The organism is Aromatoleum sp. (genome assembly GCF_032027225.1).
Lineage (GTDB): Bacteria > Pseudomonadota > Gammaproteobacteria > Burkholderiales > Rhodocyclaceae > Aromatoleum.
In genome coordinates this window covers 1-24097 of record NZ_JAVSMM010000022.1, presented here as the reverse complement: position 1 = coordinate 24097, position 24097 = coordinate 1, and the positions used below count along the sequence as shown (strand labels likewise).

Here is a 24097-nt window from a genome sequence, read left to right as displayed (position 1 = left end):
GCGATCGCGCATCCCGGGAACCCGGTTTGCTGCACCCCGGCGACGGATTTCTCGAGCCAGCCCCCATGCCCCTGATCGCTTCCGCCGCTTTCCCCGACGCCCCCTGCGGCGCCGCGCGTGATTCACGGAGCCGCGCGCGATGACAGCGGGCCGCGTCGCGCGCGTCGCCGGCTGGGTTCTGCTCGGCTTCGTCGTGCTCATCGCACTCTTCGTGCTGCTGTTCGACCCGAACTGGCTGCGCGGCCCGATCATGCGACAGACGACCGAGAAGACCGGGCGCGAGCTCGTCATCGACGGCGATCTGGACATCGACTGGGGCTGGCCGGTGACGCGGCTCAGTGCCGCGGGCGTGAGCTTCGCGAACCCGGAATGGGCCGAGGGCGAGCAGATGGTGACGGCCGAGAACATCACCGTCGGCGTCAGCCTGCCCCAGTTGCTCAGGCGCCACGTCGAGCTGCCGGAGATCGATCTCGACACCGTGGAGGTCTTCCTCGAACAGCACCCGGACGGCCGGCGGAACTGGCTGCTCGACCGCGAGCAGAAAGACGAAGGCGCGCGCTTGGAGATCGGCACGCTGTCGCTGCACGACGGGCACATCCGCTACTTCGAGCCGGCACAGGAGACGCGAATCGACGCGGACGTGTCGACCACGGACGAAGCTGCCGAGCGCCCCCCCGTCGAACGCGGCAAGTCCGACGCCGCCGCGGCCGAGGGCAAGGCCGCCGCGCCGCAGGGCGGGAGCGATGCCGGCATCCGCTTCGACGCCAAGGGCCGCTACAAGGGGATGGCGATGCAGGCGCGCGGCACAGGAGGACCGGTGCTCGCGCTGCGCGACGACGCGACGCCCTATCCGCTCGACGTCGAGGCGAGCTTCGGCCGCACACGGGTGAAGGCCGACGGCACCATCACGAGCCTGCTGAAGTTCAGCGCGATCGATCTCGACGTGGACCTGCGCGGCGCGAGTCTCGAACGGCTGTTCCCGCTGATCGGCATCGCGCTGCCCGAAACCCCCGAATACCGGACCGAGGGCCATCTTGTCCGCGACGGCAAGACGTGGCGCTATGAAGAATTTTCCGGTTCGATCGGCAAGAGCGAGGTGGCGGGCACGCTGCAGGTCGACACCGACGGCGAGCGGCCCTACCTGCATGGCGCGCTGACGTTCAAGACGCTCGATTTCGCCGACCTGGGGCCGGTCGTCGGCGCGAAAGGCGGCGCCAAAGAGGATGAAGCGGGTCCGGCCAAAGGCCGCCGCAAGGTGCTGCCGCAGACGCCGTTCCGCACCGACCGCTGGGACACGGTCGACGCGGATGTGACGCTGAAAGCCGGGACGATCCGCCGTCCCGAAGCGCTGCCGATCGAAAACCTCGACACCCGTCTGCAGCTGCGCGACTCGGTGGTGACGCTCGACCCGCTCAAGTTCGGCTTCGCGGGCGGGACGCTCGCCGGCACGATCAGGCTTGACGGCAAGAGCGAGCCGCTGAACGCTCGCCTCGAGCTCGGCGTCCGCCAGCTCCGTCTCGCCGAGCTCTTTCCGACCCTAGACAAGTCGAAGTCGAGCATCGGCGAACTCAACGGCGAGTTCGACCTGAAAGGAAAAGGCGACACGGTGGCGGCGATGCTCGGCAGCGCCGACGGCAAAGCGGCGCTGATGGTCGCCGACGGCAAGATCAGCCGCTTCCTGATGGAAGCGATCGGGCTGCACCTGTTGGAGATGCTGCGGCTGAAGGTCGCCGGCGACGAACTCGCCGAGATCCGCTGCGTGATCGGCGACTTCGGCATCAAGGACGGGGTCATGGAGACCAATGCGCTGGTGTTCGACACCAGCGTCACGCGGATCAACGGCTCGGGAACGATCGACCTCGGCAAGGAAACGCTCGACCTGACGCTCGTTCCCGATACGAAGATCACGACCGCCGTCGCGCTGCCGAGCCCGATCTACATCCGCGGCACATTCGCGAATCCCGAGCCCTCGATCGACACCGGGCGCGTCGCCGCGCGCGGGCTCGGGGCGGTCGCGCTCGGTTTCATCAACCCCTTGCTTGCGCTGATTCCGCTGATCGAAACCGGCCCGGGGATGGACAGCCAGTGCGGAAAGCTCATCCAGGAGGCGAAAGCCGCAGGCAAGTAAAACCCCTTTCCGCAACAAGTCGTCGAGGAGTCACGCAATGGATCTTCATCTGAGCATCGGCCCGGTCGTCGCGCTGATTGCCGGCATCCTGATTCTTGTGATGCCGCGGTTACTGAACTTCATCGTCGCGATCTATCTGATCATTATCGGGGTCGTCGGCCTTTTCGGCGCGTGACTGCCGGGTACGGAAACATCCGGTATTGAATCAAAGCTTGCTTCTGTGTCGGCAGCCGCCATACTGAAGGTTCTGCTGCAGTGCAGCACGACGTACACAGGATCCCGGCGCGGGTAGCGACACAAGCCGCGGGAACTCGTGTCCGATCAACACGAAGGCCAATAGGAGACACCATGCCTTTTCAATCGAACAACCTCCTCGCCGGCGGCGAGGCCATGGTCGACGCGGTCCGCACGATCTCCAGCCTGTACATGACGAGCGCACAGCGCCTGCTGGAACTCAACCTCAACACGATGCGGGAATCGGTAGAGAAGACCGCCGAAGCGACGCGCTCGACTTCCGGCGCACGCTCGCCCCAGGAGCTTCAAGGCGTGTTCCAGCCGATGCTCGATTGCGCGCAGGAGTACAGCCGCGATGCATTCGAGATCATCGTCGGAACCCAGCAGGAAGTGATGAAGGTGATGCTGACCCAATTCGCCGGTCCGAACAGCATGTTCTCCCTGCCGACCGACTGGAGCGCCGCGTTCGACGCGTTCAACACGGGCGTCCGCCGCTTCTCGACCATGGCGACCGAAAACGCCACTGAGGCCGTCGAGGCGGGGCAGCGGGCCTTCACCTCCGCCACCCAGGGCAAGCGCTCGGCGTAAGAGCGCAAGTCGGGCAATCCGGCCGCCGGCCCGACTCGGCGCCGAATCGAAGGCCCCTTCCGAGGGGCCTTCGTCTATTTCGGGGTGCATCCGGGCCCGTTCCCGCGGGCAGATCGTCCGGCGCCCCCGCGCAGCGCTCGCGTCTAGACGTCAGAGCTTCTGCCGCGCTTCCCAGTCAGCGATCTGCCGCTCCGCTTCGTCCTTCGAGATGCCGTAGGTTTCCTGAATCCGCCCGGCGAGCTGATCCCGTTTGCCCGCGATCACGTCGAGATCGTCGTCGGTAATCTTTCCCCACTGCTCCTTCATGTTGCCCTTGAACTGCTTCCAGTTGCCTTCGATGCGATCCCAGTTCATTGCTCGCTCCTTCCGATTGGGTGCCGAAACGACGGGTGCCTGACCGAACAGTGCCGGCAGGCCCCGCACCGCCGATTCGGCATGCAATCCGCAGTCCCGCCCGGGCCGGGGAGCGAATTTCATTCGAGGCCTTTGCCATAGAGTCGCGGTCGATGGATGCGACTTCCGCTCTTATCGGCCGCACGTGGCCGATCCCGACGAACTCGAAGCGCTCGTCCGGGCGTCGCAAGCGAGGCTGCAAGACGAGCGCGATATCAACGAACCGCGAGCCGCCACAACGACGTGACTTCGGCCGCCCGCGCCGCGTATAGCGCGTCGTCCGCGTCCGACGCGCGCGGATGCCGCGGGCGTGCATCCAACCGCCCCACGACGTGCAGCCCGGCAGCTTCGATCATCGCGAGGAAATCGTCGCGCGAGCGCAAGCGGAGGTGCTCCGCGAGATCGGACAGGATCAGCCAGCCCTCGCCCTGCGGCGCGAGATGCGCCGCAAGACCGGCGAGAAAGCCGCGCAACATGCGGCTGTCCGGATCATAGACCGCATGTTCGACCGGCGAACTGGGCCGCGCCGGCACCCACGGCGGGTTGCAGACAACGAGCGGAGCACGCCCCGCGGGAAAAAGGTCCGCTTCGACGACTTCGATCTGCCGCGAGAGCCCGAGCCGGGCGACGTTCTCGCGCGCGCACGCCAGCGCCCGCTCGTCCTGCTCGGTGGCGACGACGCGTCGAACCCCGCGCTGCGCGAGCACGGCCGCCAGCACGGCGGTGCCGGTGCCGATGTCGAACGCGAGCTCGCTCGCGCCCGCCGGCAGCGGCGCTTGTGCGACGAGATCGACGTACTCCCCGCGCACCGGCGAGAACACGCCGTAATGCGGATGGATAGGCGCGCCGAGCGCCGGAATCATCACGCCCTTCTTGCGCCACTCGTGCGCACCGACAAGTCCCTGCAACTCGCGCAGCGACGCAACGAAAGCACCGTCCGGCGGCCCGTAAGCCTCCTCGCATGCGTCGCGGACGTCGGGGGCGCGCCGCAGCGGAATGCGGTAATCGGCATCGAACGGCACCAGCAACATGCCCAGTGTGCGGGCGCGCTGCGCCTGCGCCTGACGATGCAGATGAAACGCCTCCGGCATCGCACCGCCGGGGGTGGCGCTCCCGGACGCCAATCCGGCCCCCGGCGCAGTGACGGTTGCCGGCCCACCCGACGGAGCCGCCGCAGCGCGCGCCGCCTTGCGCGCCGCGTTCGCCGCCTTTCCGGCCTTGCCGCCCTTCCCCGCCTTCGCCGGCTTGCGTTCGATCCGCCGCGCAATCGCCTGCAGCAACAGCCGCGCGTTGTTGAAATCCCCGCGCCACAGCAAGCCGGTGCCCTCGCACGCGTGACGGTAAGCGATGTCGGCGGGCATCGTGTCGTCGGCGACGACGATCCGCTTCGGCGGCCGAGCGCCGCTCTCCGACCGCCAGCGCGCCGAGCGCTCCTCGCCATCTTCCTGCCACACGATCTTCAATTCTTCGCTCACGGCTTCTCGATCCTCAAAACAACCCGATTCGCCGGACGACAGGATACCGACGCCCGGAAGGGCGTAACCATCGCATAGTTGCCGCAAGAGCGGGTTGGATTTAGGCCGACGGGTTGAGAACGCTCCGTCGGCCGCCAGATCACGGGCATCTGCATATGCCGTTGAAATCACAGCGACGCCGGCGACCGCGAAGGCGGCGAATGGATCGAGAGGATGTGGAGGCCGGGGAGAAACAGGGCGCGCGGTGCGGGTGCGCTGGCGGAACTGGCGGAACTGGCGGAACTGGCGGAACTGGCGGAACTGGCGGAACTGGCGGAAAACGATGACCGCAGCCGCCGTTTCGAAAAAAAAAAAAGCCGCGGCGGTCGGCGGCGCGCCCTTCCCTTTCGTTTCGGGAGGCGCGCCGGGAACCGCCGCGGCGGACGATTACAGCTTCGTGAAGTCGATTTCCTGCGGACCGGGGCCTTCCGGCTCCTGGTGCGCGATGCCGAAGTGGCAGTCGATGCAGGTCATGCCTTCACGCTCGGCCTTCGCGTGACGGGTCTGGGCGCGTTCCGACTGCAGGTCGGGGACCATCGCGGCCTGCGTGTGGCAGTGGCGGCACTCGCGCGAATCGGTGGTCTTCATGCGCTTCCAGACGTTCACCGCGAGCTGGTAGCGGTGCTCTTCGAACTGTTCGCGCGTGTCGATCTTGCCGGTCAGCTTCGCCCACAACTCGCCGGATGCCTGAACCTTGCGGATCAGCAGGTCGACCGTTTCACGGGGCACGTGGCAATCGGGGCACTTCGCGCGAACGCCGGAGGCGTTGCGGTCGTGCGGCGATTCCTTGAACTCGGCATAGACGTTGTCCCGCATTTCATGGCATCCCGTACAGAACGCCTCGGTATTCGTCCATGCCATGCCGGCGGTCGCGCCGCCGCCGATGACGAGCGCACCGACGACGCCGACGGCCAGCAGCACCCACGGCGACTGCCGGCCGAGCCACGATGTTATTTTTTTGAACATGATCAGCCCCCTGATTGGTCAGCGGTTCAGAGCGAGAGAATCCACTGGACGACGTTCTTCACCGCGACCGGATCGTCCGTCTTCAGGGTTTCGTGGTCCTCTTCCTTGCCATCGACCTTGACCTTGCTCGGCACCGTGACGTGCTTGACCAACTTTTCTTCCGCGTCGGCCTTGTCCTTGTATTTCGCCGCGACCTCCTTGTACGCGGGACCGTCCTTCTTCTTGTCGATCGCGTGACAGGTCAGGCACTTGCTCTTGCGGACCAGCGCGTTGGCCGCCGAAGCATCGACTCCGGCAGCGGCGGGGAAACTCGTGACGCCGACGGCAAGAACGGCGGCAATCATGCAAAGGCGCTTCATTTCAGATCTCCTGGATCGTCGATCGGGAACGTCCGAGAGGGCGATTCCCAGGGGGAAGACGGTCGGTCCGCCCCCGTACCACCCCGCGCTGCGCCCCACGCACGCGCGGGAAACGGCCCGCTTCCTCCGGTTCGGCGAAGCGGGCGGACTTCCTTACAGCTTCTGGTGACTTCCGTCGCACATCACGCCGTTGTTGCCGTGCTTACAGCCGCAGAAGTACGCGGTCTTGCTTTCCTCGGCCTTGTATTCGACCGGTGCGAAGCCGGTTCCCTGGTGGCTGCCATCGCAGAACGGCTGCTTGGCGCTCTTGCCACAGGAGCACCACCAGTAGCTCTTGCCCGCCTCGACGTCGACGGGATACGGGGATTTCTGCGCGATTTGCGCGGTTTCTTTGGACATTTACGACTCCCTGAACGACAAAAAGCCGCCTTCCGTTTGACCGGAAGGCGACGTATTACCCGGCGATGGATTCCGGATTCGACATGTGCTTACTGCTGCACGGCTTCCACGGCGATGACAAGCTTCACTTCGTCGCTGACGTAGGGCGCGTTCGCGCCGGCGCCGAACTCCGAGCGCTTGATCATCGTCGTCGCATTCGCGCCGCAGCCGAGCTTCTTCAGCATCGGATGGGGCATGCAGTGGAACGACGTCACGTCGAGCGTGACCGGCTTCGTGACGCCCTTGATCGTGAGGTTGCCGGCGACCGACGCCAGCTTGTCACCGGCGAACTTCACGCCGGTCGACTTGAACGTGATCGTCGGGTACTTCTCGGTGTGGAAGTAGTCCTCGCCCTGGATGTGCTCGTTGAAGAGCGCGAAACCGGTGTCGACCGACTTGGCGTCGATCGTCACGTCGACCGAACCCGTCTTCGCGGCGCGGTCCAGCGTGATCGTGCCGGTCGTCTTGTTGAAGCGGCTCTGCTGCGTCGAGTAACCGAAGTGGTTGTACTCGAAGCGCGGGAAAGTATGCGAGTTGTCGATATTGAAGGTTTCAGGCGCGGCGAGCGCAGGGGCGGCGACGGCGGCCGCGAAACCGGAGGCGATAGCGAGACGGAGAAGCTTGTTCATCGTGATTTCCTTGTTGGGGATTGAGGGTTGGGAATTAATAAATTGCACTGCCGGAAACTCGTTCACTTCGCGGCACCACTGCGGGCGGCGACCGCATGGAAGCGGACATCGACCTCGTTCGCGACGACCGAGGTGTCGGCCCACATGCCGTCGCCGATTGCGAACTCGAGGCGCTTCAGCGTGAAGCCGCCGTCGAAGGTCGCGGTATTGCCCTGCTGCGTGACGGTCACCGGGGCGGTGACGGTCTGCGTCTTGCCCTTGATCGTCAGCGTGCCGGCGACCTCGTAGCGGTTGCCGCCGAGCGGCTTGACGGCGGTCGAGACGAAGGTCGCTTTGGGGTTCTGCTTGACGTTGAACCACGACTTGCCGACGACTTCCTTGTTGGCCTCCGACGAACCCGCGTCGATGCTCGCGAGGTCGAGTTCGAGGCGCACGCTCGACTTCTCGGGCGCCGCAGGATCGAAGACGAGATCCGTCTTGAACGTCCGGAAATGTCCTTCGATGGGCACGTTCATCTGCTTGAACACGAAGTCGATGCGCCCCTTGTCGGCGACGACCTGGTTGAAGCTTGCGGGGGCCGGCGCGGCGATTGCCGTCGCACCGAGCGACAGGCCGAGGGCGAACAGCGCGGCATTCAGGGGAAAGTGCATTTTCATGGCAGGAGTCCTCTTATCGGGCGCGAGCGAGCGCGGGCAGCATGCGCGACAGCGTCGCGTCACGATCGAACAGGTGATGCTTCACGGCGGCGGCAACGTGCAACACGACGAGCGCGAGCAAGGTGTAATTGAGCGTCACGTGCGCGGTGGCAAAGAAGTCGCCGAGCGCGTCGCTCTTGCCGACGAGGTCGGGCAGCGGCACGACGCCGAGGAACACGACCGGAAAGCCTTTCGCGGAACTCATCAGCCAGCCGGTCATCGGCACCGCGATCATCAGCACGTAGAGCAGCACGTGGGTGAGGCCGGCGACCTTTTGCTGCCAGGCGGGTGCCGGCAGCGGAGCGGGCGCGCGGCGCGTCAGACGCACGAACAAGCGCGGCAGGATCAGCAGCAGCACACCGACGCCGATCCATTTGTGATACGAGATGAGCTGCAACTTCAGGGGCGACAGCGGCAGCTCGTGCATGTACACGCCGAGGGGGAACGCCGCGAACATCAGCGCCGCTGTCGTCCAGTGCGCCCAGCGGGCGGGCGCGGAGTAGTGGGGTTGGGGGGACATGGAGTTTTCTCCTTTTATGTTTTCGGGTTTTCAGGCCGCGCGGAAAAACTCGGCCACGAGGCAGTCGATCGACCGCGGCGGGTGACCGACGAGCGCCGCAAAATCGGTCGTCGTGCGTGCGAAGCGATTCTCCGCGGCGGCCGAATACATGTTTCCGAGGGCACGCGCGAACTTCGCCGGCAGTCCGGCAGCTTCGAGCGACGCGACGTACTCGTCCTCCGAGACCGGCTCGTAGCGCAGCGTCTTGCCGGCGGCGCGGCCGACTTTCGCCGCAAGTTCCCGGTAGTCGTGAGCGCTTTGTCCGGTCAGTTCGTACACCTTCTTTTCGAGCCGCGGCGCGAGCACGGCGGCGGCGATCGCCTCCGCGAGGTCGTTGCGCGACACGTAGCTCACCTTGCCCTCGCCCGCCGGCAACTGCAGCACGCCGCTTTCCAGCGCAGCGGCGAAGTTCATCGGCAGGAAGTCGGCATACAGACCGTTGCGCAGCAGCGTGAAGTCGAGCCCGGAGCCGGCCAGCGTCGCCTCGGTCGCCGCGTGCACTTGCGCGAATTCGGACGGCGAATCGGCGTCGGCGTCGAGGAAGCTGGTGTAATAGATGTGACCCACGCCCGCCGCTTTCGCCGCCTCGATCGCATTGCGATGCTGCGCGATCCGGATGTCCTTCGGCCCGTCGGTCGAGATCAAAACCAGACGCTCGACGCCCGAAAACGCCATCATCAGGGTTTCGCGATCGTCGAAATCGGCCCGCCGGACGTCGATGCCGCGGGCGGCGAGTTCGGCGGCCCGGGAAACATCGCGCACGCTGGCGGCGAGACGTCCGGCGCCGGTTTCGGACAGACCGGCGAACAGGCGCCTGACGATGCGCTGTCCCAACTGCCCGGTTGCTCCCGTCACCAGAATCATTTCCGTATCCCCCGCTGCCGTGAATCGATGGGCGAAATTTAGGGGATTGATTGGTTCGAAAATAGCAGCTATTTTCAAATTCTTTGTTGCCGATAGGAAAACAATGGATCGCCTGCAAGCCATGGACGTGTTCGTCCGGGTCGCCGAAGCCGGCAGCTTCACCGCCGTCGCGGACCATCTGAACGTCGCGCGCTCCGCAATCACGCGCCAGATCGCCGGGCTCGAAGCGCACCTCGGCACCAAGCTGCTCGCGCGCAGCACGCGCCGGCTGAGCCTCACGTCGTCGGGAATCGCTTACCTCGAGAAGTGCCGGGAGATTCTCGCGCTGGTCGAGAGCGCGGAAGGCGACCTCGCCGGCGAGAACCGGGCGCCGCGCGGCGCGATCCGCGTCAGCGTCCCGATGAGCTTCGGCATCCGTCACCTCGTGCCGCTGATCTCGGACTTCGTGACGACCTATCCGGACGTGACCGTCGACCTGGAGTTCAGCGACCGCCGGGTCAATCTGATCGAAGGCGGGATGGACTTCGCGGTGCGCATCTCGCAACAGATCGACCCCAACCTCGCGATGCGGCGGCTGACGACGAGCGACATGGTCGCAGTCGCGGCGCCGTCCTATCTAGAACGCCACGGCCGGCCGCAGCATCCGGACGAACTGCTGGAGCACCACTGCCTGACCTACACGCTCGCGCCGTCGTCGGGCTGGCGCTTCCGGGTCGGCGACGAGATCCGGACCATTCCGGTGCGCGGGCGCATGCACATGAACAACGGCGACGCCCTGCTCGAAGCGGCGATCCGCGGCCTCGGCATCGCGTACCAGCCGACGTTCATCACGTCGAGGGCCGTCCAGGCGGGGCTGCTCGAAGAACTGCTGCCGGAATATTCGTCGACCCAGCTGCAGGTCTATGCGGTGTTTCCGGGCACGCGCTACGTGCCGCACCGCGTCCGCGTGCTGGTCGACTATCTCGCCGAACGCCTCGGCCCGGTGCCGTACTGGGACCGGACGGCGATCAAAACGTCAGCCGCCACGGCAACTCGCCCTGAATGAAGAGGCGCGCCTCCTCGGACGCGGGCCGCGCGAAGAAGCGCTGCACCGGCGCGTGCTCGCGCACCCGGCCCGCGCTCATGAACACGACGTCGTCGCCGAGCCGCGTCGCCTGACCGAGGTTGTGCGTCGCCATCAGGATGCGCGTGCCGTCGGTGCGGATCTCGCGCACGATGCGCTCGACTTCCGCGGTCGCAGAAGGGTCGAGGCTCGCGGTCGGTTCGTCGAGGAGCAGCAGTTTCGGCGCGGTGATCCACGCGCGCGCGAGCGCGAGACGCTGTTTTTCGCCGCCGGACAGATGGCGCGCGCTGTCGCCCTCGCGACCGCCGAGCCCGACCCGCGCCAGCACGGCCGCCGCCCGGCGCGCGCGCTCCCGTCGTGCGACGCCACGCGGTTTCAGCGCGACCGCGACGTTTTCGAGCACCGACGCGCGCAGCACCATCGGATGCTGGAACACCATCGTCACGCCGAAATCGGGCCGCGCGCCGCCGCCCCAGTCGATCGCGCCGCCGCTCGGCTCGACGAGCCCGCACAAGGTGCGCAGCAGCACGCTCTTGCCCGCACCGTTCGGCCCGAGCAGCAGCGTGATGCCCTCGTCGCCGAGTTCGAGATCGACGCCGTCGAGCACCGTCCGTCCGTTCGGCTGAAAGCGCAAACCGCGAAGCCGCAGTGGAAACATGCTGCTCATCCGTAACGACGCATCGCCCAGCCCCGCAGCGCGAACGCGAACGCGTTGAGCCCGAGGATCACTACGATCAGCACGATGCCGAGGGCAATCGCGAGCGGCAGGTCGCCCTTGCTCGTCTCGAGCGCGATCGTCGTCGTCATCACGCGCGTCGAGCGATCGATGTTGCCGCCGACGATCATCACCGCACCGACCTCGCTCATCGCGCGCCCGAGGCCGGCGAGCAGCGCGACCACAAGCGAATGCCGGCAGTCGTACAGCAAGGTCGTCACGCTCTGCCACCACGAGAAGCGCATCACCCGCAACTCCTCGGCATAGCGCTGCCACGCGTCCTCGATCACCTGCCGGCTGATTGCCGCCATCAGCGGGATCACGAGCAGGCTCTGCGCCAGCACCATCGCGCCGGGCGTGTACAGCAGGCCGAAGTCGCCGAGCGGCCCCGAGCGCGACAGCAGCAGGTAGACGACGACGCCGACGACGACCGACGGCGCGCCCATCATTCCGTTCATCAGCACCGACGCCACGTGTTTGCCCGGGAAACTGCCGATCGCAAGGCAGGCGCCGAGCGGCAGACCGATCAGCGTGCCGACGGCGACCGCGGTGCCGCTCACCTGCAACGACAGCAGCACGATTTCCGCGACGCGCTGATCGAGCGAGGCGAGCAGCGAAAAGGCTTCGGAGAAGGTCGCGGCGAACAGGGACATGGGCACGGAGAATAGCGGATCGGCCCGGGTTTCCACAGTCGGGCGTGATCGTACGGCATGACGGCCGAGGTAAAGGACACGTTGGTCAGAATGCCCACTATAGTTACAATGGACACATTTAAATGGAGACTCGTCATGAAGATCATGTCCGCCCGCGAGGCCAAGAATCACTTCGGCGAATTCCTCGATGCAGCCCGGCGCGAGCCGGTCGTGGTTACCAGGAACGACCGGCCAGTCGGGATCATGATCTCGATTGAAGACGCAGCCGACACGGTACTTCCGGAGCTCCTGCTCGATAAGGAGCCAGGCTACGACGGGTGGCTCTTCGAAAAGGTCTCCCGGACGCTGGAACAGGTCGATGACGGCAAAGTGGAAATCGTCGAACACGACGAGGCCATGAAACGCGTGCGCGATCGGCTCAAGGACCGTTTTGCCCGATGAGGATCGTCTGGACGCGTGCGGCGCTCGACGATCTCGAAGAGATTCTCGCGTACTACTTCAGGGAGGCGGGGCCGGCGACGGCCGAAGCGGTAAGCCGCCGCCTCATATCCCAGATCGAGTCGCTCGCGCCTTTCCCGGAACGCATCCGGGAAAGCGACCGGATTCCGGGGGCACGCGAGCTCGTAATTCGACGATTGCCCTACATCGCCTTCGTCAAAATCAGCGCTGACGCCATCGTGATTTTGAACCTCGTCCACACCGCGCGAAAATTTCCCGGAGAAGCCCTCCCATGAGCGCCGACGATTCCGACCGTCCGGTCCCGCCGCGCCCCACTCATCATTTCGGCCGCTACATCCTGATCGGCTTCTTTACCGTCGCGCCGCTGTGGGTGACGTGGCTGGTGTTCGACTTTCTGCTCGGCATTCTCGCGTCGATGGGAACGCCGCTGCTGCGGGCGGCCGCGGGCCTCATCGCGCCGGTGTCCGGGACCGCGGCCGCGTGGCTGCTCGACTCCGACTTCCAGAAGCTCGTCGCGGTGCTGCTGACGCTCGCCAGCCTGTATGCGATCGGCGTGATGGCGTCGCTCGTGCTCGGGCGGAAGCTGCTCGACGCAGCCGAGGCGATGCTCGCCCGCCTGCCGCTCGTGCAGACGATCTACGGCGGCACAAAGCGTTTTCTGGAGACGCTGCGCAAGCCGCCGATGAAGGGCCAGCGCGTCGTCCTGATCAGCTTCCCCAACCGGCAGATGAAGACGGTCGGCTTCGTCACGAAAGTCATGCTCGACTCGGAGACCGGCGAGGAAATCGCCGCGGTCTACGTGCCGACGGCGCCGAACCCGACGTCGGGCTATATCGAGATCGTCCCGCTCGTCGATGTCGTGCCGACCGACTGGACGATGGAAGAAGCGATGACCTTCGTGATGACGGGCGGGACGAGCTCCCCCGACCACATCCGCTTCGACAACCCGCCGCGGACCGGCAGCTGAAGCGCCGATCAGCCGCCGCCGCGCTGCATCGCGCGGTCGAGCGTGCGCAGCAGCCGGGCGCGCTCGGCTTCTCCGGCGCCCGAAAAGCAGTACTGGACCGCGATCTGCGGCAACTCGAACATGCCGAGCCGACGAACGCCGCGCGACTCGACGCGGAGGTCGAGCACGGCTGAGCCGTCCTGCACCCGAAAATGCCCCGGTGCGACCGTCGCGACGCCGGCCGGCCACGCCTTGCGCAGGTCGCGCTCGAACTGCGCCGGCGTCGCGCTGATCTGCCGCTCGAAGGTTTCTGGCACCGGGCCGTTGATGAACGCCGAGCCCGAACTCACCGGCGTCAGCCCCCCGCGATCGGCGGCCACACGGCGAGCTCGTCGTGCTCCGCAAGGCGCCGGCTCGCGCGCGCCTCGCGCGGGATGAACAGCCCGTTCACGAGCACGAGATGCGCGCTGCGCTCGGGAACCCGGAAGCGCGCGATCACGTCCGCGATCGTCGTGCCCTCCTCGAGGTCGAGCTCGACGCGGTTGCCGTCGCGTTCGGGCGGCAGCAGGTCGGTCAGCGACGCGAAGAGCTTGAAGCCGACTTTCATCGGACCAGCGCGACCGGTTGTTGCGACCGCGCGATATACGCGTCGACGAACTGCAGCGGCGAGTGCAGCAGCCGGTCCTTCCACTCGCCCAGAGGCACCTTGCCCTGGATCAGCCCGCGCAGCACGCCGACATGTTCGGTCAGCCCGATCGAGGTCGCGCCGATCATCACGTCGTCCCGGAACTGCAGGCTCAGGTAGCGGTACGCCACCTCGTCGACATGCTCGACGCCCGCGCCGCCCTTCGACGCATCCTCGCCCCACCACTGGCCGAACGAGGACGAGATCAGCCCGAGCGTCGCCAGCACGTTGATCGCGAGCACGCCTTTCAGCCGCGTATCGCCGCCCGCCATGTTCAGCGCCGCAACGCGCGCCTGGTCGACCGCGTTCGGCTGGATCGCCGCGACGAGGTGCTCGCCGGTGAAGAGGTCCGGGGCTTCGGCGACGTCGCCGGCCGCGAAGATGCCCGAGACGCTGGTCTCGAGCCGGTCGTCGACGAGCACGCCTTTCGCCACGTGGACGCCCGTCGACTCGAGGAACGCGACGTTCGGAGCGACGCCGGCCGCGACGATCACGAGATCGGCGACGACGACCTCGCCGGTCGACAGCGTCACATCGAGCGGCGCGTCGTTGCTCGCGCGTCGATCGATCCGGCGCACGCCGGCATTCGTCACGACGCGGATGCCCTTGTTCTCGACCCACTTCCGTATCATGCCGCCCGCCTGCGGCGTCATCATCCGCGGCACCATGCGGTCGCCCATCTCGACGACCGTCAGCTCGACGCCGCGCGCCTCGAGCGCCTCCATGATGATGCAGCCGATGAAGCCGGCGCCGAGCTGCAGCACGCGTGCTCCGGGCTGCGCGAAGCGGGCGATCGCGCGTGCGTCCTCCAGTGTCCAGCAAGTGTGGACTTCCGGCAGATCAACGCCGGGAATCGGCGGGCGCACCGGGTGGGAGCCGGTCGCGATCAGCAGGCGGTCGTAGTCCTCGAAATGCCCGTCGTCGAATAGCACGCGTCGCCCGGCCTCGTCGAGCGACACCGCCCGCCCGCGCAGTTCGCGGATCCGCAGCCCTTCGAAGTGCCCCGGGGACTTGCGCAGGTAGGTCCCCGACTCGTCGATGTTCTCTTCGAGCAGATAGGGGATCGCCATGCGCGAATACGGCGGCGCGTCCTCGGCGCCGACGAGGACGATCTCGTCGGCCGGCGCCGCATGTCGCAAGGTTTCGGCGGCGACGACGCCCGCGGGCCCGTTGCCGAGAATCACGTGTTTCATCGGTTCGCCCTCGTTTGCGCGATTTGCATGGGGTCGCCCCTTTCGCGGTTGCGTGCGCACGGGAACGGGCGACCGTATCGGATACAGACTGTCGATCCGGCAGCCGGCGCCGGTTACGCGCGACCGGCGTGTCGAAGCCCGCGATCGTCCTTCGACACGCCTCGATCCGTCGAAGGACTCGACGCGGACGGACGGATCCGGCCGCCCTCGACTCAACCCCCGTAACGCTCGGCTCAAAGGCCCAGCCGCGACAGCGTCTCCGGCATCGGCACCCCTTCCGGCGTCCAGCCTCGCACCCGGTAATACTCCGGCAGCATCTCGGACAGCCGATTGACCATGCCTTCGGCCGGTCCCGATTTCGCCGGTTCGGTGGTCAGGCGCGGCGGCAGATTGTCGTCGCTGGCGGTGAGGCCGGCGGCGTTGTTGAACTGTCGCTCCATGTTCCAGATGCGCTCGCCGACTTCGTTCAACTTGTCCATCGACCAGTCGCCTTCGCACGCGGCCGCGATCTGCGGCTGCACGTCGGCGAGCGTCCACGCGAACGACGTGAACACGCAGATGCCGGCCGAATCGAACACCGCGGTCGCGTCCTGGAACGCCTTCACGAGTTCCGCCTTGCCTTCGATCGCGTGCGGATCGGTCTTCACCGGCACGCCGAGCACTTCCGACGCGACGGTGTAGCCGCGCAGGTGACACGCGCCGCGGTTCGACGTCGCGTACGCGAGGCCGATCCCCTGGATGCCGCGCGAGTCGTACGCCGGGAATTCCTGCTTCTTGACCGTCATCGACAGCTCGGGATGGCCGTACTTCGCGGTGAGCCGCGCCGAACCGAGGCCGATCTCGCGGCCGAAGCCTTCGCCGGCCGCGGTCATCTCGGTGAGCTTCGCGAGCGCCTCGGCCGAGCCGAACGGCGCGTCGATGCCGATCTGCTCCTTCGTCAGCACGCCCATCTCGTACAGCTCCATCACCGCGCCGATGGTCGCGCCGAACGAGATCGGGTCCATGCCCTGCTCGTTGCACAGCAGGTTCGCGTACTGCAGCGCTTCGAGGTCGCCGACGCCGTTGGCCGCGCCGAGCGCCCACGCGGCTTCGTACTCAAGTCCGCCGGACGCGCCCCAGTACTTGGGGCTGTTCTTCACGGTGAAATGCGTCTTGTCGATCGCGGAGATCCGCCCGCAGGCGATCGTGCAGCCGAAGCACGCGGCGTTCGTCACGAGCTGCGGCTTGCCGTCGGTCGGGCGCTTTTCGTGCATCGCTTCGGCCGAGATCTTCGACGCGTCCTCGAACTGCACGTCGCGATGGTTGCGCGTAGGCAGCGCGCCCATCTCGTTGATAACGTTCATCAGCACCTGCGTGCCGAACTTCGGCAGGCCCTCGCCGGTGACCGCGTTGTCGGCGAGCACCTTCTTCGCGTCCGTCGTCGCCTTCAGGAAGCCGGCGAAATCCCGGATGCCCGACACGCCCTTCGTGCCGCGGATCGCAACCGCCTTCAGGTTCTTCGAGCCCATCACCGCGCCGACCCCGGAACGCCCGGCGGCGCGGTGCAGGTCATTGACGATGCACGCGAACAGCACCTGGTTTTCGCCCGTGCGGCCGATCGACGACACGCGGATCAGCGGGTCCTGGTGCTGCGTCTTGATCGTCTCTTCGGTCTCCCAGCAGCTCTTGCCCCACAGGTGCGACGCGTCGCGCAGTTCGGCCTTGTCGTTCTCGATGTACAGATAGACCGGCTTCGGTGCGCGGCCTTCGAAGATCACCATGTCCCAGCCGGCGAACTTCATCTCGGCGCCGAAGAAGCCGCCCGAGTTCGAACAGGCGATCGCGCCGGTCAGCGGACCTTTCGTGACGACCGTGTAGCGCCCACCGGTCGAGGCCATCGTGCCGGTCAGCGGGCCGGTGCCCATGATCATCTTGTTGTCCGGCGACAGCGGATCGACCTTCGGGTCGATCTCGGACACCAGGTATTTCGTCGACAGTCCCCGCGAGCCGAGGTACTCGTTCGCCCACTGCATGTTCAGCGGTTCTTCCTTGCACGTGCCTTCGGTGAGGTTCACGCGCAGGACCTTGCGATTCCATCCCATGATCGTGCTCCCGTCAGGCGGCCGAAGCCGGCGTGTTGGCCTTCGCAGCCCAGGCCTGCATGCGCCCGAGCCCGGTCCAGTCGGCGTCGACGTAGGTGATTGCGCCGGTCGGACAGGCGTTGGCGCACGCCGGGTCGCCTTCGCACAGGTCGCACTTCTGCACCTTGCCGGTCGCCTGGTTGTAGTTGATCGTGCCGAACGGACAGGCGATCGTGCACACCTTGCAGCCGACGCAGGTGTCCTCGAACACCATCTTCGCGCCGGTCATGAGGTCGAGCCGGATCGCGTCTACCGGACAGGAGTGCATGCACCACGCCTCGGTGCACTGCGTACAGGTGTAGGGGATCTTGCGCCCCTCGTGCTCGAAGCTGAAGACCTTGATCCGCGATTTGCTGGGGTTGATCGCGCCCGTGTGTTCGTACGAACACGCCATCTCGCACTGCAGGCAGCCGGTGCATTTGGCCGGGTCAATGTGAAGCGATTTCCACATCGAAAGACTCCTTCGAAAAACGGGGACAGACCGCGTTTTCTGGGCGGAAAAACGTGGTCTGTCCCCGTTTCTCCGCAGGGCATGTTTCTTGTAAGTAAGCGCCCCGGTGCCCGCCAAAGTAGCACTCGCGGCGGGGTGAGGCAATCGCTTCGGCCCGCCGACGTTTCCGTGCGCTAATCACTCTTTTCCGCGCTGTCCTCGTCGTCCGGAATCATCGCCTCGACGCCGGCGCCGACGACCTTCGCACCGACCTTGACCGTCGTCGCCGCAACCGTGACCGCCGCATCCGCGACCGCGAAAACCGCGCACCCGCCGGTCGATGAGACAAGCGCGACGAGAATCAGCAACGACATCGATTTCATTTCCAGCCTCCAGCCCGCATCGGCAACCGAGCGCGCATTCTACGGCGCAGTGATGGAAAGACCCGTGGCCGGCGCTACGCAATGTCGAATGCCGCGTCCGTTGCGGCTCTTGGGCGGTCGCGATCGATTTCTGAGCAAGCCCGGCTCGTCGCGCTTTTCCATCACGGCGCCGGGCTTTTTTCAGTTGCGCCAGGACTCGAATGCACGCCGTTCGGCGCCGGCACTAACCCCCGGACACATCCTGCGGTTGACAGCGGCCGGCGGCGTTTCCGATATTCCCGGGATGACTCCTTTCTCCGTCCTGGACCTCTGTCCGATCATCGAGAGCGGCGACGCTGCGCTCGCCTTTCGTCATTCCGCCGATCTCGCGCAGCACTGCGAGCGCTGGGGCTACCGTCGCTTCTGGCTCGCCGAGCATCACAGCATGCCCGGGATCGCCAGCGCGGCGACCGCGGTCGTCATCGCGCACGTCGCCGGCGCGACGTCGACGATCCGGGTCGGCGCCGGCGGCGTGATGCTGCCGAACCACTCGCCGCTCGTCGTCGCCGAGCAGTTCGGCACGCTCGAAGCGCTGTTCCCGGGGCGCATTGATCTCGGCCTCGGCCGCGCGCCGGGGTCGGACGCAGCGACCGCACGCGCGCTGCGCCGCGACCTGCACGCGAACGAGGACCAGTTCCCGCATGACGTCGTCGAGCTGATCGGCTACCTCCAGCCGGACGAGCCGGCGCGGAAGGTGCGCGCGGTGCCGGGGGCGGGGTCGGAAGTCCCGGTGTGGATCCTCGGTTCGAGCCTCTTCGGCGCCCAGCTCGCGGCAGTGCTCGGCCTGCCGTACGCGTTCGCGTCGCACTTCGCGCCGGCGCAGATGATGGACGCGGTCGCGCTGTACCGGCGCCTTTTTCGCCCGTCGGCGCACCTCGAGCGGCCTTACGTCATGCTCGGCTTCAACGTGTTCGCCGCGGACAGCGACGAGGAAGCCGAATACCTCGCGACGTCGATGCAGCAGGCCTTCGTCAATCTGCGCAGCGGACGGCCGACGAAGCTCCAGCCGCCCGTTCAAGGCTACATCGAGCAGCTCGGCGGCGCCGAGAAGGCGATGCTCGCGCACGTGCTTTCGTGCTCCGCGATCGGCTCGCCGGACACCGTCGCCCGGCGGCTGCGTGAGTTCATCGCCGAGACCGGCGCGGACGAGCTGATGATCGCGTCGCAGATTCATGACCACGACGCGCGGCTGCGCTCTTACGAAATCGCCGCGCAGGTGCGCGCCGCGGAAATCGGGAAGTAGTTTTTCCGGGAAAGCGCGTCCGGTCCCTTCTTCGCGCCCGCCGACGCGGTAAAATCCGCGCCGGTTTTCGGGGCCGCCACCCAGCGCGGTCTCCCGCTTGCCCGGGTCCAATGCCCGGCAGGCTCCCCAGCATCGAATTCGGCAGGAATAACGCATGAGCACGGAAGGCACCACCGGCGGCAGGATCTGGTGGAAGGAAGCTGTCGCATATCAGATCTACCCGCGCAGCTTCATGGATTCGAACGGCGACGGCATCGGCGACCTGAACGGCATCGCATCCCGCCTCGACTACCTGCAATCGCTCGGCGTCGACCTGATCTGGATCTGCCCGATCTTCCGCTCGCCGAACGACGACAACGGCTACGACGTCAGTGACTATCAGACCATCCTCGCCGAGTTCGGCACGATGGAGGATTTCGACCGGCTGCTCGCCGACGTCCACCGCCGCGGCATGCGCCTGATCCTCGACCTCGTCGCGAACCACACCAGCGACGAGCACCCGTGGTTCATCGAATCGCGCTCGTCGCGCGACAACCCCAAGCGCGACTGGTACATCTGGCGCGACGGACGCGGTGAGCGCGAGCCGAACAACTGGGAGAGCATCTTCAAGGGCTCGGCGTGGAAGCACGACGAGACGACCGACCAGTATTTCCTGCACCTCTTCTCCGAGCGCCAGCCCGACCTCAACTGGGACAACCCGGAGATGCGCAAGGCGATCTACGCGACCGTGCGCTGGTGGATGGACAAGGGCGTCGACGGCTTCCGGCTCGACGCGGTCAGCCACAAGAAGAAGGAACCCGGCCTGCCCGACATGCCGAACCCGGACGGGCTCGACTACGTGCCGTCGTTCCCGAAGCACATGAACGTCGACGGCGTGCTCGACTACCTCGACGAGCTGTGCCGCAACACCTTCGCGCATTACGACGGCGTCACCGTCGGCGAAGCGAACGGCGTGTCGCCCGAGGAAGCCTGCCACTGGGTCGGCGACGAGCACGAGCGGCTCAACATGATCTTCCAGTTCGAACACTCCGCGCTGTGGAAACGCGACCCGCGCGGCCCGCTCGACGTCGTTGCGCTGAAGCGCGTGCTGACGAAATGGCAGAAGACGCTCGACGGCATCGGCTGGAACGCGCTCTTCATCGAGAACCACGACCTGCCGCGCATCGTCTCCCGCTGGGGCGACACGAACGCGCTGCGGCGCGAGAGCGCGACGGCGCTCGCGACGATGTACTTTCTGATGCAGGGCACGCCGTTCATCTACCAGGGCCAGGAGCTCGGCATGACGAACAGCCGCTTCGACACGCTGGCCGACTTCGACGACGTGCTGACGAAGAACCGCCACGCGCAGATGAAGCGCCAGGGCATGTCCGAGGACGACATCCTCGAACTTCTGCGCGTCATCTCGCGCGACAACTCGCGCACGCCGATGCAGTGGAACGCTTCGCCCAACGCCGGCTTCTCGACCGGCCCGCGCACCTGGCTCAAGCTCAATCCGAACCATGCGACGATCAACGTCGCCGCGCAGGACGACGACCCGGCTTCCGTCCTCAACTACTACCGCCGCCTGATCCGCCTGCGCCGGGAAGCGCCGACGCTGATCTACGGCCGGTACGACCTGCTGATGGAAGACGATCCGCAGGTGTACGCGTACATCCGCCACGACGACACACACCGCTACGTCGTCATCACGAACCTCACGCGCAACCCGGCAATGTTCGAACATGACGGCCTCGCGCTGAACCACGCGAATCTCGTGCTCGCGAACCGCGCGATCGACCCGCACGAACCTCTCCGCCAGTTGCCGCTGCGTCCGTACGAAGCACGGGTATACCGGCTGAGTTACTAACGACAACCAATATCGTTCGGGCTGAGCTTGTCGAAGTCCTGTCAGCGCGACTGCCCTTCGACAGGTTCAGGACGAGCCATGCTGTGCGTTTCATTTGCGGCCTGAAGAGGCCACGCACTTTTCACGCAGAGCGGAAAAGCGCAGCGCCTTCCGCCGCTTGTCTTCCCGTCGGTGGTATCGCCGCCGAGGCTTCGGTTCGGGTACGGCCGAAAAGCGCAGCGCGTTCGCCCGGATTCGTTGTCATCGCCCCTTCAAGGCTGCAGTTTCATCGACGACACGGTCGCCGCGGCGATCGCCTCCTCGCTCCACGTCGCCGGATGCGTCGCGCCGCGCAGGTAGAGGTCGAGCTGGTCGTCGTAGTGAGGATCGAACGGATGGCCGGATTGGCCGCCGGGCAGGACGGCGAGGCTGCGGTCGCCGTCGCCTGCGACCGCCACCCAGCGCACCGTCGGTCCCTCGTTGACGTTGGCAGCCTTGCCGGGCCCGGGGAGCGGGAAGGCTGCAATGGTCGTCGCCGAGCCGGCAATGGGGAACGGTCCGCGGTTGAAGAGGCGGCCGACGACGGGCAGCATTCCAAGCGGATGACGCAGCGTCAGCCGGTGCAATTCGCCGTACTCCCATCGGCTCACCTCCTCGCCCCAGCGTTCCGCGCCCTCGTCCCAGGCTTCACCGAGCGCCTTGGCGATGATCGCGTCGCGGGATTCGATGTCGGGCGTGGCGACGTCGTCGAACCATGCTCCGTCCATCTCGCCGTGCAGGATCCGCATCAGCCACGCGCGCCGCACCGGTCCCGTCACCTGTGCGACGTCGAGCTCATCACCGAAGATCGCTTCGGTCAGCCGCTTCTCGTATAACGCGAACAGCGCCGACGTTCCGTCCACGCCCATTCGTCCGTCCCAGCTGGCGAGGGCTTCGTGCGCACGGGCGGCGGAGCCGACGTAGGCCCCGTCGCTGAGCGCGACCAGCTCGCGCGCGAAGAGCGACACGGTGTCGCCCTGCATCGCGGCGAAATCCGCCGCCAGCCAGCGTGGCTTCTGCACGAGCAATTCGCGAATGCGCTTCGCGCGAGCGGGACCATCGAAGTCGGCGGTCAGCGGGCTAGCACCCGGTTTCGGGCGGATGTCCTCGTTGGCGGTGACGAGCGAGTCGTCTTCCGGCGGGCGCCGCGGATTCTCGCTCGCATCGCGCAGCCCGTCCCATCCATAGGCCGCGTCGCGGCCGGGCGTCGGCAAACGCCCGTCCCCCTGCAAGCGCCGCGGCATCCGGCCGAGGATTACATGCAGCAAGCCGCCGTCGCGGTCCGCCGCGACCAGGTTCTGCGCCGGAGCGACGAAACCCTTGATGCCGGCCGGGATGTCCGCGACACGCCGCGCGCGGCCGAGATGCAGGAAGGCCGCGAGCGGATCGTCGAGCCGGTACGCGGTCCAGGCGAGGCTGCGCGGCGGCAGGCCGCGGTTGGGGTCGGCCGGCAGCAGCGGGCCGCGGTCGGTGGTCTGCAGCGTCAGTGGCACCGGACGCGCCCAGCGCACCGGGATTTCGACGCGCTCGGTCGCGATCGGTGCCCACTCGTCGCCTCGGCGCACGCGCTCGCCGGCGGGATCGAGCTCCTCGAAGAACAGGTCGTGGTCGTCCATCATCACGTTGGTCAGCGCCCACGCGAGGTCGCGGTTCTGCCCGACGACGACGCCGGGGACGCCGGGCAGCGTGACGCCCATGACTTCGTAATCCGGCGCGCGAAAGTGCGCCTGGTACCACAAGCCCGGCAATTGCATCGGCAGATGCATGTCGTTCGCGACCAATGGCAGTCCTTCCGCGCTGCGCGACAGCCCGACCACCCAGTTGTTGCTGCCGAGAGCCAGATCGCGGGCGGGAACCGACGCAGTCGCGGCGCGCCCCGCCGCCGCGTGTTCCGCCTGCGCCATGGCGACGATTGCGGGCGGCATATGCAAATTCGGGTCGCCGATGAGATCCTGCGTGCGCTCCGGGCCGAAGCGCCGCAGCCACTCGAACCGCATCTCCTCGGGCCGACCCTGCCAGAACGACAAATCGCGCGCCATCAGGAACACGAAGCCGAGGCTATCCACCGGCGTCCACGGCTCGGGCCGGATGCCGAAGAGCTTCAGCGTCGGCGGCAGATCGTCGCCGCGGCGCTCCAGCCACGCATTGACCCCGGCCGCATAGGCGTCGAACCACTCGCGGCTTTCCGGACCCGCGCGCGTCAGCGCCGCCTCGGCCGCTTCGCGCAGGCGCAGCATCCGCGCCTCGGCGTCCATCGGCACCGCGCCCGGCCCGAAGACTTCCGCGAGCCGTCCCGCCGCCGCGCGACGCCCGAGTTCGAGTTGCGTCATGCGGTCGTTGGCGTGAAGAAAACCGAGCGCGAGCGCGAGATCCCGTCCGCTCCCGCCCTTCAGATGCGGCACACCGTAACGGTCCCACCGCACCTCGACCGGCGCATGCAGGCCCGCGAGGCGCAGCTCCCCGTCCCGCTGCGGCAAGCCCGAGCGCATCACCCACACGCCGTACAGCGCCGCCAGCAGGAACAGCAATGCGAAGCCGAGCAGCCACCGGCGGGCGCGTTTCTTCTTCGTCGCCATGACGTTCTCACAGGACAGGAGGACGCCGCATTATCGCGCGGAGCGAGACGATCACCTCGGCAAGCAGATGCCGTTCGGACCGAGCTATTAACCCGGCAAATTAATACAACCGTTCGCCCTGAGCTTGTCGAAGGGCGTTGGCAGGGCTTCGACAAGCTCAGCCCGAACGGTATTTAGCTGCCGGGGTAATAGTCGAAGCGCCGGCACCGCGGTCCTGCCTCCTAACAGGGTGTTGAAAATTCCGCCTTCACCTTCGGTTTCCGGCCGCCTGGAAAAAAATCGATGCTGAAAAGATCCGACCTGAGCCGCCCTGATGACGATTCCAGCTGCTTTTTCAGCCGATTGTGCAACGGCAATTGGG

At 66.6% G+C, this 24097-nt stretch carries 28 protein-coding genes; 9 read left to right on the top strand and 19 right to left on the bottom strand.

The genetic code is table 11. The annotated features are described in order from the left end of the window. The first annotated feature begins 139 nt into the window (after positions 1-139). The 3 genes from ROZ37_RS19215 to ROZ37_RS19205 all read left to right on the top strand — a co-directional run bounded on the left by ROZ37_RS19215 (position 140) and on the right by ROZ37_RS19205 (position 2950). The gene (locus ROZ37_RS19215; protein ID WP_312662029.1) at positions 140-2128 is read left to right on the top strand and encodes an AsmA family protein; all 1989 of its coding nucleotides are present in this window, start codon (positions 140-142) and stop codon (positions 2126-2128) included. A 37-nt stretch (positions 2129-2165) separates the two neighbouring features. Further along, positions 2166-2303 (top strand): DUF3096 domain-containing protein, encoded by a 138-nt coding sequence (locus tag ROZ37_RS19210; protein WP_312662028.1) that lies wholly within the window; start codon positions 2166-2168, stop codon positions 2301-2303. A 173-nt stretch (positions 2304-2476) separates the two neighbouring features. Continuing rightward, entirely contained in the window at positions 2477-2950 is a 474-nt protein-coding gene (locus tag ROZ37_RS19205; protein ID WP_312662027.1) for a phasin family protein, read from the top strand. 150 nt (positions 2951-3100) lie between these two features. Here ROZ37_RS19205 and ROZ37_RS19200 read toward each other — a convergent pair whose 3' ends face one another. The 9 genes from ROZ37_RS19200 to ROZ37_RS19160 all read right to left on the bottom strand — a co-directional run bounded on the left by ROZ37_RS19200 (position 3101) and on the right by ROZ37_RS19160 (position 9367). Beyond that, complete coding sequence (locus ROZ37_RS19200; protein WP_312662026.1) at positions 3101-3304, bottom strand: CsbD family protein; 204 nt, start codon at positions 3302-3304, stop codon at positions 3101-3103. A 254-nt stretch (positions 3305-3558) separates the two neighbouring features. Then, positions 3559-4818 carry a class I SAM-dependent methyltransferase gene (locus tag ROZ37_RS19195; protein WP_312662024.1) on the bottom strand — a complete coding sequence of 420 codons (1260 nt, stop codon included), beginning with the start codon at positions 4816-4818 and terminating at the stop codon, positions 3559-3561. A gap of 426 nt (positions 4819-5244) precedes the next feature. Further along, positions 5245-5823, bottom strand: a complete 579-nt coding sequence (locus ROZ37_RS19190; protein ID WP_312662023.1) for a NapC/NirT family cytochrome c — start codon at positions 5821-5823, stop codon at positions 5245-5247. Between the two features lie 26 nt (positions 5824-5849). Next, entirely contained in the window at positions 5850-6182 is a 333-nt protein-coding gene (locus tag ROZ37_RS19185) for a c-type cytochrome (protein WP_312662022.1), read from the bottom strand. A gap of 153 nt (positions 6183-6335) precedes the next feature. Further along, the gene (locus ROZ37_RS19180; protein ID WP_312662021.1) at positions 6336-6581 is read right to left on the bottom strand and encodes a CDGSH iron-sulfur domain-containing protein; all 246 of its coding nucleotides are present in this window, start codon (positions 6579-6581) and stop codon (positions 6336-6338) included. An 89-nt stretch (positions 6582-6670) separates the two neighbouring features. Then, positions 6671-7249: a YceI family protein gene (locus ROZ37_RS19175; RefSeq protein WP_312662019.1), complete on the bottom strand. Its 579-nt coding sequence runs from the start codon at positions 7247-7249 to the stop codon at positions 6671-6673. 62 nt (positions 7250-7311) lie between these two features. After that, the gene (locus ROZ37_RS19170; protein ID WP_312662017.1) at positions 7312-7905 is read right to left on the bottom strand and encodes a YceI family protein; all 594 of its coding nucleotides are present in this window, start codon (positions 7903-7905) and stop codon (positions 7312-7314) included. A 13-nt stretch (positions 7906-7918) separates the two neighbouring features. Further along, positions 7919-8464: a cytochrome b gene (locus ROZ37_RS19165; protein ID WP_312662015.1), complete on the bottom strand. Its 546-nt coding sequence runs from the start codon at positions 8462-8464 to the stop codon at positions 7919-7921. Between the two features lie 30 nt (positions 8465-8494). Then, positions 8495-9367, bottom strand: a complete 873-nt coding sequence (locus tag ROZ37_RS19160; RefSeq protein WP_312662014.1) for an SDR family oxidoreductase — start codon at positions 9365-9367, stop codon at positions 8495-8497. Positions 9368-9470: 103 nt separating this feature from the next. Here ROZ37_RS19160 and ROZ37_RS19155 point away from each other — a divergent pair, with 103 nt between their 5' ends. Next, the gene (locus ROZ37_RS19155; RefSeq protein WP_312662012.1) at positions 9471-10412 is read left to right on the top strand and encodes a LysR family transcriptional regulator; all 942 of its coding nucleotides are present in this window, start codon (positions 9471-9473) and stop codon (positions 10410-10412) included. On the opposite strand, the gene ROZ37_RS19150 is transcribed toward ROZ37_RS19155, so the two are convergent. Continuing rightward, positions 10375-11088: a phosphate ABC transporter ATP-binding protein gene (locus ROZ37_RS19150; protein WP_312662011.1), complete on the bottom strand. Its 714-nt coding sequence runs from the start codon at positions 11086-11088 to the stop codon at positions 10375-10377. The genes ROZ37_RS19155 and ROZ37_RS19150 overlap by 38 nt on opposite strands. 5 nt (positions 11089-11093) lie before the next feature. Next, positions 11094-11798 carry an ABC transporter permease gene (locus ROZ37_RS19145; RefSeq protein WP_312662113.1) on the bottom strand — a complete coding sequence of 235 codons (705 nt, stop codon included), beginning with the start codon at positions 11796-11798 and terminating at the stop codon, positions 11094-11096. Between the two features lie 135 nt (positions 11799-11933). Here ROZ37_RS19145 and ROZ37_RS19140 point away from each other — a divergent pair, with 135 nt between their 5' ends. The 3 genes from ROZ37_RS19140 to ROZ37_RS19130 are packed head-to-tail and all read left to right on the top strand — an operon-like array spanning position 11934 to position 13224. After that, the gene (locus tag ROZ37_RS19140) at positions 11934-12239 is read left to right on the top strand and encodes a type II toxin-antitoxin system Phd/YefM family antitoxin (RefSeq protein WP_312662010.1); all 306 of its coding nucleotides are present in this window, start codon (positions 11934-11936) and stop codon (positions 12237-12239) included. After that, complete coding sequence (locus ROZ37_RS19135; protein ID WP_312662009.1) at positions 12236-12532, top strand: type II toxin-antitoxin system RelE/ParE family toxin; 297 nt, start codon at positions 12236-12238, stop codon at positions 12530-12532. The genes ROZ37_RS19140 and ROZ37_RS19135 overlap by 4 nt, the downstream gene beginning before the upstream one ends. Continuing rightward, entirely contained in the window at positions 12529-13224 is a 696-nt protein-coding gene (locus ROZ37_RS19130) for a DUF502 domain-containing protein (RefSeq protein WP_312662008.1), read from the top strand. The genes ROZ37_RS19135 and ROZ37_RS19130 overlap by 4 nt, the downstream gene beginning before the upstream one ends. An 8-nt stretch (positions 13225-13232) precedes the next feature. Here ROZ37_RS19130 and ROZ37_RS19125 read toward each other — a convergent pair whose 3' ends face one another. The 6 genes from ROZ37_RS19125 to ROZ37_RS19100 form a co-directional block, all read right to left on the bottom strand. Then, positions 13233-13583, bottom strand: a complete 351-nt coding sequence (locus tag ROZ37_RS19125) for a hypothetical protein (protein ID WP_312662006.1) — start codon at positions 13581-13583, stop codon at positions 13233-13235. Continuing rightward, complete coding sequence (locus ROZ37_RS19120; protein ID WP_312662004.1) at positions 13559-13810, bottom strand: MoaD/ThiS family protein; 252 nt, start codon at positions 13808-13810, stop codon at positions 13559-13561. Before ROZ37_RS19120 ends, ROZ37_RS19125 begins: the two co-directional genes overlap by 25 nt. After that, entirely contained in the window at positions 13807-15081 is a 1275-nt protein-coding gene (locus ROZ37_RS19115) for an FAD-dependent oxidoreductase (protein WP_312662002.1), read from the bottom strand. The genes ROZ37_RS19120 and ROZ37_RS19115 overlap by 4 nt, the downstream gene beginning before the upstream one ends. 233 nt (positions 15082-15314) lie before the next feature. Beyond that, entirely contained in the window at positions 15315-17162 is a 1848-nt protein-coding gene (locus tag ROZ37_RS19110; protein ID WP_312662001.1) for an aldehyde ferredoxin oxidoreductase family protein, read from the bottom strand. A gap of 13 nt (positions 17163-17175) precedes the next feature. Beyond that, complete coding sequence (locus ROZ37_RS19105) at positions 17176-17652, bottom strand: 4Fe-4S dicluster domain-containing protein (protein ID WP_312662000.1); 477 nt, start codon at positions 17650-17652, stop codon at positions 17176-17178. Positions 17653-17825: 173 nt separating this feature from the next. Continuing rightward, the gene (locus ROZ37_RS19100; protein WP_312661999.1) at positions 17826-18014 is read right to left on the bottom strand and encodes an NF038104 family lipoprotein; all 189 of its coding nucleotides are present in this window, start codon (positions 18012-18014) and stop codon (positions 17826-17828) included. A gap of 283 nt (positions 18015-18297) precedes the next feature. On the opposite strand from ROZ37_RS19100, the gene ROZ37_RS19095 reads away from it, so the two are divergent. Together ROZ37_RS19095 and ROZ37_RS19090 are read left to right on the top strand one after the other, a co-directional pair. Next, positions 18298-19296, top strand: coding sequence for an LLM class flavin-dependent oxidoreductase (locus ROZ37_RS19095; RefSeq protein WP_312661998.1), 999 nt, complete (start codon positions 18298-18300; stop codon positions 19294-19296). A 154-nt stretch (positions 19297-19450) separates the two neighbouring features. Further along, complete coding sequence (locus ROZ37_RS19090) at positions 19451-21142, top strand: alpha-glucosidase (RefSeq protein WP_312661997.1); 1692 nt, start codon at positions 19451-19453, stop codon at positions 21140-21142. Between the two features lie 251 nt (positions 21143-21393). On the opposite strand, the gene ROZ37_RS19085 is transcribed toward ROZ37_RS19090, so the two are convergent. Together ROZ37_RS19085 and ROZ37_RS19080 are read right to left on the bottom strand one after the other, a co-directional pair. Then, complete coding sequence (locus tag ROZ37_RS19085; protein ID WP_312661995.1) at positions 21394-23736, bottom strand: penicillin acylase family protein; 2343 nt, start codon at positions 23734-23736, stop codon at positions 21394-21396. Between the two features lie 87 nt (positions 23737-23823). Beyond that, the coding region (locus ROZ37_RS19080; RefSeq protein WP_312661993.1) for a hypothetical protein at positions 23824-24097 on the bottom strand (274 nt) is incomplete at its 5' end.

Bases quoted from the DNA above. Each gene is read 5' to 3' on its own strand.
- ROZ37_RS19215 (WP_312662029.1), top strand. From the start codon at position 140: ATGACAGCGGGCCGCGTCGCGCGCGTCGCCGGCTGGGTTCTGCTCGGC.
- ROZ37_RS19210 (WP_312662028.1), top strand. From the start codon at position 2,166: ATGGATCTTCATCTGAGCATCGGCCCGGTCGTCGCGCTGATTGCCGGC.
- ROZ37_RS19205 (WP_312662027.1), top strand. From the start codon at position 2,477: ATGCCTTTTCAATCGAACAACCTCCTCGCCGGCGGCGAGGCCATGGTC.
- ROZ37_RS19200 (WP_312662026.1), bottom strand. From the start codon at position 3,304: ATGAACTGGGATCGCATCGAAGGCAACTGGAAGCAGTTCAAGGGCAAC.
- ROZ37_RS19190 (WP_312662023.1), bottom strand. From the start codon at position 5,823: ATGTTCAAAAAAATAACATCGTGGCTCGGCCGGCAGTCGCCGTGGGTG.
- ROZ37_RS19185 (WP_312662022.1), bottom strand. From the start codon at position 6,182: ATGAAGCGCCTTTGCATGATTGCCGCCGTTCTTGCCGTCGGCGTCACG.
- ROZ37_RS19180 (WP_312662021.1), bottom strand. From the start codon at position 6,581: ATGTCCAAAGAAACCGCGCAAATCGCGCAGAAATCCCCGTATCCCGTC.
- ROZ37_RS19175 (WP_312662019.1), bottom strand. From the start codon at position 7,249: ATGAACAAGCTTCTCCGTCTCGCTATCGCCTCCGGTTTCGCGGCCGCC.
- ROZ37_RS19170 (WP_312662017.1), bottom strand. From the start codon at position 7,905: ATGAAAATGCACTTTCCCCTGAATGCCGCGCTGTTCGCCCTCGGCCTG.
- ROZ37_RS19165 (WP_312662015.1), bottom strand. From the start codon at position 8,464: ATGTCCCCCCAACCCCACTACTCCGCGCCCGCCCGCTGGGCGCACTGG.
- ROZ37_RS19160 (WP_312662014.1), bottom strand. From the start codon at position 9,367: ATGATTCTGGTGACGGGAGCAACCGGGCAGTTGGGACAGCGCATCGTC.
- ROZ37_RS19155 (WP_312662012.1), top strand. From the start codon at position 9,471: ATGGATCGCCTGCAAGCCATGGACGTGTTCGTCCGGGTCGCCGAAGCC.
- ROZ37_RS19150 (WP_312662011.1), bottom strand. From the start codon at position 11,088: ATGTTTCCACTGCGGCTTCGCGGTTTGCGCTTTCAGCCGAACGGACGG.
- ROZ37_RS19145 (WP_312662113.1), bottom strand. From the start codon at position 11,798: ATGTCCCTGTTCGCCGCGACCTTCTCCGAAGCCTTTTCGCTGCTCGCC.
- ROZ37_RS19140 (WP_312662010.1), top strand. From the start codon at position 11,934: ATGAAGATCATGTCCGCCCGCGAGGCCAAGAATCACTTCGGCGAATTC.
- ROZ37_RS19135 (WP_312662009.1), top strand. From the start codon at position 12,236: ATGAGGATCGTCTGGACGCGTGCGGCGCTCGACGATCTCGAAGAGATT.
- ROZ37_RS19130 (WP_312662008.1), top strand. From the start codon at position 12,529: ATGAGCGCCGACGATTCCGACCGTCCGGTCCCGCCGCGCCCCACTCAT.
- ROZ37_RS19120 (WP_312662004.1), bottom strand. From the start codon at position 13,810: ATGAAAGTCGGCTTCAAGCTCTTCGCGTCGCTGACCGACCTGCTGCCG.
- ROZ37_RS19115 (WP_312662002.1), bottom strand. From the start codon at position 15,081: ATGAAACACGTGATTCTCGGCAACGGGCCCGCGGGCGTCGTCGCCGCC.
- ROZ37_RS19110 (WP_312662001.1), bottom strand. From the start codon at position 17,162: ATGGGATGGAATCGCAAGGTCCTGCGCGTGAACCTCACCGAAGGCACG.
- ROZ37_RS19105 (WP_312662000.1), bottom strand. From the start codon at position 17,652: ATGTGGAAATCGCTTCACATTGACCCGGCCAAATGCACCGGCTGCCTG.
- ROZ37_RS19100 (WP_312661999.1), bottom strand. From the start codon at position 18,014: ATGAAATCGATGTCGTTGCTGATTCTCGTCGCGCTTGTCTCATCGACC.
- ROZ37_RS19095 (WP_312661998.1), top strand. From the start codon at position 18,298: ATGACTCCTTTCTCCGTCCTGGACCTCTGTCCGATCATCGAGAGCGGC.
- ROZ37_RS19090 (WP_312661997.1), top strand. From the start codon at position 19,451: ATGAGCACGGAAGGCACCACCGGCGGCAGGATCTGGTGGAAGGAAGCT.
- ROZ37_RS19085 (WP_312661995.1), bottom strand. From the start codon at position 23,736: ATGGCGACGAAGAAGAAACGCGCCCGCCGGTGGCTGCTCGGCTTCGCA.